Origin of the sequence: Kitasatospora nipponensis (assembly GCF_039528135.1) — a bacterium.
Lineage (GTDB): Bacteria > Actinomycetota > Actinomycetes > Streptomycetales > Streptomycetaceae > Kitasatospora > Kitasatospora nipponensis.
Genome location: NZ_BAAALF010000256.1, coordinates 1 through 9520, shown reverse-complemented (window position 1 = coordinate 9520; position 9520 = coordinate 1). Strand labels below are relative to the sequence as shown.

The 9520-nt window shown below is 73.6% G+C and carries 8 protein-coding genes and 1 pseudogene; 2 read left to right on the top strand and 7 right to left on the bottom strand.

Annotated features, from left to right (window positions below; translation table 11 throughout):
* From ABD323_RS37340 to pdhA, 3 genes are all read right to left on the bottom strand, one after another.
* The coding region (locus ABD323_RS37340; RefSeq protein ID WP_344446548.1) for a biotin/lipoyl-containing protein at positions 1–326 on the bottom strand (326 nt) is incomplete at its 3' end.
* Between the two features lie 15 nt (positions 327–341).
* Positions 342–1313 carry an alpha-ketoacid dehydrogenase subunit beta gene (locus ABD323_RS37335; RefSeq protein ID WP_344446547.1) on the bottom strand — a complete coding sequence of 324 codons (972 nt, stop codon included), beginning with the start codon at positions 1311–1313 and terminating at the stop codon, positions 342–344.
* Between the two features lie 6 nt (positions 1314–1319).
* On the bottom strand, positions 1320–2465 hold the full coding sequence (gene pdhA, locus ABD323_RS37330) for a pyruvate dehydrogenase (acetyl-transferring) E1 component subunit alpha (protein ID WP_344446546.1): 1146 nt from the start codon (positions 2463–2465) through the stop codon (positions 1320–1322).
* Positions 2466–2826: 361 nt separating this feature from the next.
* On the opposite strand from pdhA, the gene ABD323_RS37325 reads away from it, so the two are divergent.
* Together ABD323_RS37325 and ABD323_RS37320 are read left to right on the top strand one after the other, a co-directional pair.
* Positions 2827–3495, top strand: coding sequence for a response regulator (locus ABD323_RS37325; RefSeq protein ID WP_344446545.1), 669 nt, complete (start codon positions 2827–2829; stop codon positions 3493–3495).
* A gap of 239 nt (positions 3496–3734) precedes the next feature.
* Entirely contained in the window at positions 3735–4760 is a 1026-nt protein-coding gene (locus tag ABD323_RS37320; RefSeq protein WP_425556296.1) for a phosphotransferase, read from the top strand.
* 32 nt (positions 4761–4792) lie between these two features.
* Here ABD323_RS37320 and ABD323_RS37315 read toward each other — a convergent pair whose 3' ends face one another.
* The 4 genes and pseudogenes from ABD323_RS37315 to ABD323_RS37300 form a co-directional block, all read right to left on the bottom strand.
* Complete coding sequence (locus ABD323_RS37315) at positions 4793–6679, bottom strand: protein kinase domain-containing protein (protein ID WP_425556295.1); 1887 nt, start codon at positions 6677–6679, stop codon at positions 4793–4795.
* A gap of 134 nt (positions 6680–6813) precedes the next feature.
* On the bottom strand, positions 6814–8304 hold the full coding sequence (locus ABD323_RS37310) for a protein kinase domain-containing protein (RefSeq protein WP_344446543.1): 1491 nt from the start codon (positions 8302–8304) through the stop codon (positions 6814–6816).
* A 209-nt stretch (positions 8305–8513) separates the two neighbouring features.
* A complete protein-coding gene (locus ABD323_RS37305; RefSeq protein ID WP_344446542.1) occupies positions 8514–9146 on the bottom strand; it encodes a bacterial proteasome activator family protein in 633 nt (210 codons plus the stop codon).
* Positions 9147–9288: 142 nt separating this feature from the next.
* Positions 9289–9520: pseudogene (locus tag ABD323_RS37300) on the bottom strand (hypothetical protein); the annotation flags it as partial.

Here is a 9520-nt window from a genome sequence, read left to right as displayed (position 1 = left end):
CCCTCGGCCGGCGTCGCCGCGGCCGCCGCGGGGGCGGTGGCGACCGGCGCCGGTGCGGCCGGGGCCGCCTCCAGCACCGCGACACCGATGATCACGGTGCCGACGTCGACCGTGCTGCCCTCGGGGAAGTGCAGCGCCTCGACCGTGCCGTTGAACGGGATCGGCAGCTCGACGGCCGCCTTCGCGGTCTCCACCTCGCAGACGATCTGGCCGTCCGTGACGACGTCGCCGGGCTGGACGTACCACTTGAGGATCTCGGCCTCGGTCAGGCCCTCGCCCACGTCGGGCATCTTGAACTCACGCAGTGAGCGGACTTCGGTAGTCATCGTGGTCCCTCCTGCTCAGAACGCCAGCGCGCGGTCGACGGCGTCCAGCACCCGGTCCAGGTCGGGCAGGTACTGCTCCTCGACCCGGGACGGCGGGTACGGCGCGTGGTAGCCGCCGACCCGCAGGACCGGCGCCTCCAGGTGGTAGAAGCACCGCTCGGTGAGCCGGGCGGCGAGCTCGGCGCCCATGCCCATGAAGACCGGCGCCTCGTGCACCACGACGGCCCGCCCGGTGCGCTTGACCGACTCCTCCAGGGTGGCGAAGTCGACGGGCGAGAGCGAGCGCAGGTCGACGACCTCGATGCGGCGGCCGTCCTCCTCGGCGGCCGCGGCCACCTCCAGGCAGACCTTGACCATCGGGCCGTAGGCCAGCAGCGTCAGGTCGGTACCCGGTCGCACCACCTTGGCGCTGTGCAGGTCCAGCGCGGGGGCCGCGCTGATCTCGGCCTTGTCCCAGTAGCGGGCCTTGGGCTCCAGGAAGATCACCGGGTCGTCCGACTCGACCGACTGGCGCAGCATCCAGTAGGCGTCGTCCGGGTTGGACGGGGTGACCACCCGCAGGCCGGCGGTGTGCGCGAAGTACGCCTCGTGCGACTCGCTGTGGTGCTCGACGGCGCCGATTCCACCCGCGTAGGGGATGCGGATGGTGACCGGCATCTTGACGTGGCCCAGCGCGCGGGCGTGCATCTTGGCCAGCTGGGTGACGATCTGGTCGAAGGCGGGGTAGACGAAGCCGTCGAACTGGATCTCCACGATCGGCCGGTAGCCGCGCAGTGCGAGGCCGATCGCGGTGCCGACGATGCCGGACTCGGCGAGCGGGGTGTCGATCACCCGGTCCTCGCCGAAGTCCTTCTGCAGGCCGTCGGTGACCCGGAAGACGCCGCCGAGCTTGCCGACGTCCTCACCCATCACCAGGGTCTTGGGGTCGGTCTCCAGGCAGGAGCGAAGGCCCTCGTTGATGGCCTTCGACATGGTGAGCTTGGACATGATCGGTTACTCCCCGCCCTCGAACGACTCCGCGTACGCGACATACTCGGCACGCTCCTCGGCCACCAGAGCGTGCGGCTCGGCGTAGACATGGTCGAAGATCAGCGTCGGGTCCGGGTCCGGCATCGAGCGCACGCCCTCGCGCACCCGCAGGCCCAGCGCCTCGCTCTCGGCCTCCAGGGCGGCGAAGAAGGCCTCGTCGGCCAGGCCCTCGCGCTCCAGGTGCGCCTTCAGCCGCGAGATCGGGTCCTTGGCCTTCCAGGCCTCGGTCTCCTCGGCCGCCCGGTAGCGGGTGGGGTCGTCGGAGGTGGTGTGCGCGCCCATCCGGTAGGTGAACGCCTCGACCAGCACGGGGCCGCTGCCGCTGCGGGCGTGGTCCAGCGCCCAGCGGGTGACCGCCAGGCAGGCCAGCACGTCGTTGCCGTCCACCCGCACGCCCGGGAAGCCGAAGCCGGAGGCGCGGCGGTAGAGCGGGATCCGGGTCTGGTTGGTGGTGGGCTCGGAGATCGCCCACTGGTTGTTCTGGCAGAAGAAGACCACCGGCGCGTTGTAGACCGATGCGAAGGTGAAGGCCTCGTTGACGTCACCCTGGCTGGAGGCGCCGTCGCCGAAGTAGGCGATCACCGCGTCCTCGGCGCTGTCCTTGGTGATGCCCATCGCGTAGCCGGTCGCGTGCAGGGTCTGCGAGCCGATCACGATGGTGTAGAGGTGGAAGTTCTTCTCGTTCGGGTCCCAGCCGCCGTGGTTCACGCCGCGGAACATCCCGAGCAGGTTGAGCGGGTCCACCCCGCGGCACCAGGCCACGCCGTGCTCACGGTAGGTGGGGAAGGCGTAGTCCTTCTCGCGCATCGCGCGCCCGCTGCCGACCTGCGCGGCCTCCTGGCCGAGCAGCGAGGCCCACAGGCCCAGCTCGCCCTGCCGCTGCAGGGCGGTCGCCTCGGCGTCGAAGCGCCGGACCAGCACCAGGTCCCGGTAGAGCGAGCGCAGCTCCTCGGGGGTGACGGTCAGGGGGTAGTCCGGGTGCTCGACCCGTTCGCCCTCCGGAGTGAGCAGCTGGATGAGCTCAGCCGGGGCGTCCTTCCCCGTGCGGAGGCTGTCAGGGACGCCGGGGGCGGCCTTCTTGCGCGCCCTCGTCGTACTTTTGACGGTCACGTTCACTCCTCGGTCTGTCCGGCCGCCCGGGGTCGCCGGTGACCGGTCCGGTCACCTCCTCGCACGGGGCGCGGGGTGTGCGCACCGAATACGCGGCAGGTGGTGATCCTTTTCCGACGGCGTCCTCACGAGAACGTTACCCAGCAGGCGCCCTTGGTGCGCCGGTGCTGGGACGTCCTACTTGTTCCGACCAGGGTGGGGGTCGACCGGGCTCGAAGCTCGCGCCGGCGGGTGCCGTCAGGACACCTGCGCACGGTATCCGGGCAGGGCGTTTTCGCGTAAGGGGGTAACTGGGACGGATTGTGTGGGCGGCCGGTGCGGGCGGTACGTCGCTTTTGGCCCGACATGGGAGGATTTGGCCGTGACTGGAAACGGACAAATCAGGGTTTTCCTGCTCGACGACCACGAGGTGGTCCGGCGCGGGGTCCACGAGCTGCTCTCGGTCGAGGACGACATCGAGGTGGTCGGCGAGGCCGGCAGCGCGGCCGAGGCACTGGCCCGGATCCCGGCCGTCAACCCCGACGTGGCGGTGCTGGACGTCCGGCTGCCGGACGGCAACGGCGTCGAGGTCTGCCGCGAGATCCGCTCGCGGCGCCCGGAGATCAGGTGCCTGATGCTCACCTCCTTCTCGGACGACGAGGCGCTCTTCGACTCGATCATGGCCGGGGCCTCCGGCTACGTGCTCAAGGCCATCCGCGGCTCCGACCTGCTCTCCGCGGTGCGCGACGTGGCGGCCGGCCGCTCGCTGCTCGACCCGGTGGCCACCAGCCGGGTGCTGGAGCGGCTGCGCGAGGGCGGCGGCGAGAAGGAGGACGAGAAGCTCGCCCAGCTCACCCGCCAGGAGCGCCGGATCCTGGACCTGATCGGCGAGGGGATGACCAACCGGCAGATCGGCGGCGAGCTGCACCTGGCCGAGAAGACGGTGAAGAACTACGTCTCCAGCCTGCTCGCCAAGCTGGGCATGGCGCGCCGCACCCAGGCCGCGGCCTACGTCGCCCGGCTCGGCACCGATCAGCACCAGCAGTCCTGAGCAGGCATCAGCCGCTCCGAGCAGGACAGTCGGCGCACCCTCGGTGATCATGCCCGACGGCCGCGCGCTCACAACCGGACACATTGCGCCAACCGGTGCGCGGCCGGCCCGCGGCGCTACGATCATCGGGCGTGACAGACAGTCAGACCGTGCTCAGCCCTGGCCTGTTGGACCTCCTCCCGGCCCCGGAGCCGTATGCCGTCGTGATACCGGACGGGCCGGACGCCGACGCCCCGCCGGTGGGTACCCTCAGCCCCCCGGTCTCCCGCTCGGTGATCGCCCGGGTGCTGCGCCGCTACCGCGCCGGGCGGGTGCTCGAGGCGCAGCCGGTGGCGGAGGGGCTGCTCAACCGCGGCTACCGGGTGACCACCAGCACCGGCGGCTACTTCCTCAAGTGCTACGTCGAGCAGGCCACCGCCACCCGCGCCGCGATCACCGCCCAGCACCGGGCCACCGGCGCGCTGCACGCCCGCGGGCTGCCGACGCCGCCCCCGCTGGCCGACCGCGCGGGGCGGACGGTCGTCGACTGCGCGGGCCGGCGGTTCGCCCTCTACCCGTGGGTAACCGGAAACCACCTCACCGGTGCCGAGTTGGGCCTCTCGCAGTGCGCCGAGCTGGGCGCGCTGCTCGCCCGGCTGCACGGCGCACTCACGCAGGTGTGCGCCCCGGTCGTCCAGCCCCTCGCGCTGCCGACCGCCGATCCGCACCGCACCACCGTGCTGATCGGCGAGCTGACCGGGCTGGTCCGCCGGCGCCGCCCCTACGACGCCTTCGACCGGCTGGCCGAGCGGCGGCTGGCCGAGCGCGCCGAGCTGCTGGCGGCGCACCGTCACCGGCGGCCCGCACCGGTCGCGGTGGGGCCCTCCGGCTGGGTGCACGGCGACTTCCACGGGCTGAACCTGCTGTACCGGGAGGGCCGGGTGGCGGCCGTCCTGGACTGGGACCGGCTGCGGGTGCGCCCGCGCGGCGAGGAGGTGGTCCGGGCCGCCACGCTGATCTTCAACGACCGGGTCGGCGGCGAACTCGACCTGGCCCGGGTCCGCCGCTACGCGCGCGCCTACCGGCAGGCCGCGGGGGCGCCGGCCGCCGAGCTGGCGGCGGCGGTGCACCGGGTCTGGTGGGAGCGGCTCAACGACTTCTGGATGCTGCAGTGGCGCTACCAGCGGGCCGACCCGCGCGCCGACCCGCTCTTCCCGGCGGCCGCGGCGCAGACGGCCTGGTGGTGCCAGGAGTACGAGCAGGTGCTGGACGCCTTCACGAACTGACCGCACCCGGCTCGCCGTCGTGCGGTTGGTTCCTACTGCGGGGTAGGCGGCGGCGGGCTGGCCGCCCCGGTGTGCGGGGGATTGGGAGTGGGCGGCGCGGCCGGCGAGCCACTGCCGGTCGGTCCGCCGGTGGCCGGTCCGCTCGGCGACGTGGAGGCGCTCGCGCTGCTCGAGGTGCTGGCCGAGGCCGAGGCCGACGTCGAGGCGCTGGCCGAGCCGGAGGCGCTGGCCGTGGGCGAGCTGGACCGGGTCGGCTGCCGGGTGTACGACGGCTGCGAGGGGGTCTGCGGCGCGTTGTCGGTGGGCGGGTAGCTGGGCGTGCGGATGCGGCTGGGCGTCTGGCTCGGCGAGGGGGAGGGGCTCTGCGAGGGCTCGTCGGTCGCCGTGTCGGAGGCCGTCACCGAGGGCGAGGTCGAGGGCGGGGTGACGGTCGAGCCGCTCCCGCCGCCGTTGGCCGCCAGCGCGACGCCGACCCCGGCGCCGACCAGCACCAGCACGCCGGCCACCCAGCCCAGCAGCTTGCGCCGGCCGTTCGGGGCCCGGCCGTAGTCGTCGCCACCGCCCTCGTCGCCACCGCCGTAGCCGCCACCGCCCTGACCGCCACCCGGGCCGCCGTGGCCCGGGTACGGCTTGGCCGGCGTCTGGTAGGGCGAGGTCGGCGCGCCGTAGGGCATCACCGCGGTGCGGTCGCCGGAGGCGCCGAACGCCTCGGTGACCGCGGTCCCCTCGCCGGGGGTGCCGTCGTAGCCGGGGTGCTCGCCCGAGTGGCCCGAACCCGCCGCCGCCAGTCCGGCGGCAGCCGCGGCAGCGGCGGCGGAACCGGCCGCGTAGCCCGCGCCGGAGGCGCCGTGCATCTCGCGCAGCGCGTGCTGCACGTGGGCGCGGAACTCGTCCGCGCTCTGGAAGCGGTCGTCCGGGTTCTTGGCCAGCGAGCGCAGCACCAGCGCGTCCAGCTGCCAGGGCACCCGAGCGTTGGCCTGCGCGGGCGGCACCGGCGGGTCCTGGACGTGCTGGTAGACCACCGAGAGCGGGGTGTCGCCGGTGAACGGCGGGCGCAGCGCGAGCAGTTCGTAGAGCATGCAGCCGGCCGCGTACAGGTCGGAGCGGTGGTCGACCGGCTTGCCGAGCGCCTGTTCGGGCGAGAGGTACTGCGGGGTGCCCATCACCATGCCGGTCTGGGTCATGGTGCTGGCCGCGCCGGTGAGCGCCCGCGCGATGCCGAAGTCCATCACCTTGACCGCGCCGGTCGTCGTGATGATCACGTTGGCGGGCTTGATGTCACGGTGCACGATGCCGTGCCGGTGGCTGTAGTCCAGCGCCTCCAGCACCCCGGCGATGATGATCAGCGCCTGGTCGACCGGCGGCGCCTCCTCGTCCACCAGCAGCTCGCGCACGGTCCGGCCCTCGACCAGCTCCATCACGATGTACGGGGTGGACTCCCCGCCGACGTGCTCCTCGCCGGTGTCGTAGACCGCGACGATCGAGTGGTGGTTGAGCGCGGCGACCGAGTGCGCCTCGCGGGTGAAGCGCAGCCGGGCCACCTCGTCCTGGGCCAGCTCCGGGCGCAGCAGCTTGACGGCGACGGTGCGGCCCAGCCGGACGTCCTGGGCGGCCAGCACCTCGGCCATGCCGCCGCGGCCCAGCCGGTGGGTCATCCGGTAGCGGCCCTCGCCGACGGTGCCGAGCGCGGCCGCGGTGCCGCGGCCGGGGGTGGCCGGACCGCCGTAGGGCGAACCGGCCGGCTGACCGGCGGCCCGGGCGGCGGTGGTCTCCTCGGAGGAGGCAGTGGCGCCGGGCTCCCCCGGGGGCAGCGGCGTCTCGCGGGTGACGTCGTCCTGGTCGGATCCGCCGCCGTTGCCGGGGCCCGGACCGGGAGCGAACTCCCCATCGCCGTCACCCGGCTGCTGCGTCTGTGCCATTACTCCTCGCCCCGGGCAGACGCTGGTCGCGGTCGCCCTTTCGATTCACTCCCCAGAACGCTACCGCCTCGGGCCCTCACACGGAGAATGCGTCAGAGGCCGTCACACCGCCCGCGGCGCCCTCCCGGGGCGGCTCACCGCCCGGCCGGCGGCCCCTGCGTCTCCACCAGCCGCACGACCGTGGTCGGCAGGCCCGGCGCCCCGCTGTAGTCACTGGTGGTCTTGGTGGCCACGATGGCGATGATGATCCCGACCAGCACGATCAGGCCGACCACGACGCCGATCACCACCAGCGCCGTCGAGCAGCCGCTGTTGTTGGCCGGCACCGGGCGCGGCGGGGCGTACGGCGCGCCCTGCGGGACCTGCATCGGCATCGGCGCCGGCGTGTGCGCCTGCTGCGGGAAGGCCGGCGGGGTCCGGAACTGCTGCTGCGGCTGCGGGGGCGGCGTGCGGTAGGCGGGCGGCGGGGTCTGGTACTGCTGCTGGGGCGGCGGCGTCTGGTACTGCTGCGGCGGCGGGGTCTGGAACCGCGCCTGCGGCGGCGGGGTCTGCGGCCCGTACGGCGAGGGCGGCTGGGCCGGCTGGTAGGGCTGCTGCACCTGCGGGGTGGGGGTGCGGATGTCGCCGCCGACCTGCGGGAAGTTGGTCAGCGAGGTCGAGGCGTGGGCGGCCCGCGGACCCTCGCTGATCACCAGCGGGTTGCTGGCCATCAGCGGGGTGCCGCCGGTCTTCTCCCCGGTGCCGACCCGCTCGACCTCCTCGCGCATCGTCTCGGCGGTCGGGAACCGGTGCCCCGGGTCCTTGCGCAGCGAGCGGGCGACCAGCGCGTCCACCGCCGGGGTGACCGCGCGGTTCATGCTGGAGGGCGCGGGCGGCTCCTCCTGGACGTGCTTGTAGGCGATCGAGAACGGCGAGTCGCCGTCGAACGGCAGCTGGCCGGTGAGCAGTTCGAAGAGCATGCAGCCGACCGAGTAGAGGTCGGAGCGGGCGTCCACGCTCTTGCCGAGCGCCTGCTCGGGCGAGAGGTACTGCGGGGTGCCGACCACCATGCCGGTCTGGGTCATCGAGGTGACGCCGGACTGCATGGCACGGGCGATGCCGAAGTCCATCACCTTGACGACGCCCTTGGTGTTCACCATGACGTTGCCGGGCTTGATGTCGCGGTGCACCAGGCCCTGGTCGTGCGAGGCGTCCAGGGCGGCCAGCACGGCGGCGGTGATCTTCAGCGCCTGTTCGGTGGGCATCGCGCCGTGCTCGGCGATCGCCTGGTTGAGCACGTCGCGCAGCGAGTGGCCCTCCACGTACTCCATGACGATGTAGGGCGTGGTCGCCCCGTCCGGCGCGGTCTCCTCGCCGCTGTCGAAGACCGCGACGATGTTGCTGTGCTGCAGGCGGGCGACCGCCTGCGCCTCGCGGCGGAAGCGCTCGCGGAAGGACTGCTCGCGGCCGAGGTCCGTGTGCAGGGTCTTCACCGCGACCTGGCGGTCCAGCACCGTGTCGTAGGCCAGGTGCACGGCGGCCATGCCGCCCTGGCCCAGCAGGTGCTGGAGGACGTACCTGCCGTTGCCCAGCGAGTGGATCTGTCCGGGCGACTGGTCGTGGCCGGTGTTGGCGTCCTCGGTCATGGTCCTCTGCTCTCCCCCTCGGCACGGCGGATCACCGCTGCCGCGACGTGGTTGATCGGCTGCCCTGCCCCGCCGGCCCGCATGCCGGTCGGCGCTCGCTGCGGTGCCCCGTGCTGCACGCACCGTACCCGCGCGGCGCACGATCCGACCCCGGTCGGCGGCCGTCCGGGCCGTCGACAGGGGTCAGGGTATCGGCTGCGCCCCCGCCGTCAGAGGTAGGGGCCCGAGCGCAGGCCGCGTCCCTCGCCCGGCTCCTCGAACTCGTGCTCGGCCAGCTGGCTGCCCGGCGGCAGCGCCCGGCGCATCTGCTCCAACTGCGCGCGGGCCGCCATCTGCTGGGCGAACAGCGCGGTCTGGATGCCGTGGAAGAGTCCCTCCAGCCAGCCGACCAACTGGGCCTGGGCGATCCTCAGTTCGGCCTCGGTGGGGATGGTGTCCTCGGTGAACGGCAGCGAGAGCCGCTCCAACTCCTCCACCAGCTCGGGCGCCAGGCCCAGCTCCAGCTCCTTGATCGAGCTGGCGTGGATGTCCTTCAGCCGGACCCGGCTCGCCTCGTCGAGCGGAGCGGCCCGGACCTCCTCGAGCAGCTGCTTGATCATGCTGCCGATCCGCATCACCTTGGCAGGCTGCTCGACCATCTCGGTCACCGGGAGCTCGCGCGGCTCGCCGTCCTCGCCCGAGCGGGTGAAGACCCGGCCCGTGGTCCCCGGGCCGGTGCCGACCGCCATTCCGTCCGGGCCGACGATCAGAACCTGCTGCGGGCCGTCCTCCCGGGGCCCGTCCGATCGCGTCGATCCCTGGTACGGCTCGTGCTCGGGCCGTTCGTTCAGCGGCTTCGTCATAGCTCCTTCATATGCTTCGCCCCGGAGAGGGGTCAACCGACCGGCGGCGCCGGGGCGCACGCGACCGGGTCGCGGCGCGGCGCGCGGCGTACACCTGGAGCACGCTCGGGGTACCCGTGGAGTTCCCGCCCGCGGGCGGGAGTCAGCCGCGGCGCAGCCGCAGGCCCACCAGGCCCAGCCCCAGGCCGATCAGCAGCAGGCCGGCGCCGACCGGCAGCACCAGGGTGGCGGGGTCCCCCGGGCGGACCGCGATCTGCCGGAACGCCGCGGCCGTGGCGCTCGCCGACGGGTCCGACGGGTCCGACGGGTCGCCGGCGGGCGCGCCGCCCGTCCCGGCCAGGTCCGTGGGGGCGGGCGCCGGTGCCGCGGGCGCG

What these genes read in the sequence shown, in the direction of transcription:
- ABD323_RS37310 (WP_344446543.1), bottom strand. Translation starts at nt 8,304, where the DNA reads ATGACCGAGGACGCCAACACCGGCCACGACCAGTCGCCCGGACAGATC.
- ABD323_RS37305 (WP_344446542.1), bottom strand. Translation starts at nt 9,146, where the DNA reads ATGACGAAGCCGCTGAACGAACGGCCCGAGCACGAGCCGTACCAGGGA.
- ABD323_RS37335 (WP_344446547.1), bottom strand. Translation starts at nt 1,313, where the DNA reads ATGTCCAAGCTCACCATGTCGAAGGCCATCAACGAGGGCCTTCGCTCC.
- ABD323_RS37315 (WP_425556295.1), bottom strand. Translation starts at nt 6,679, where the DNA reads ATGGCACAGACGCAGCAGCCGGGTGACGGCGATGGGGAGTTCGCTCCC.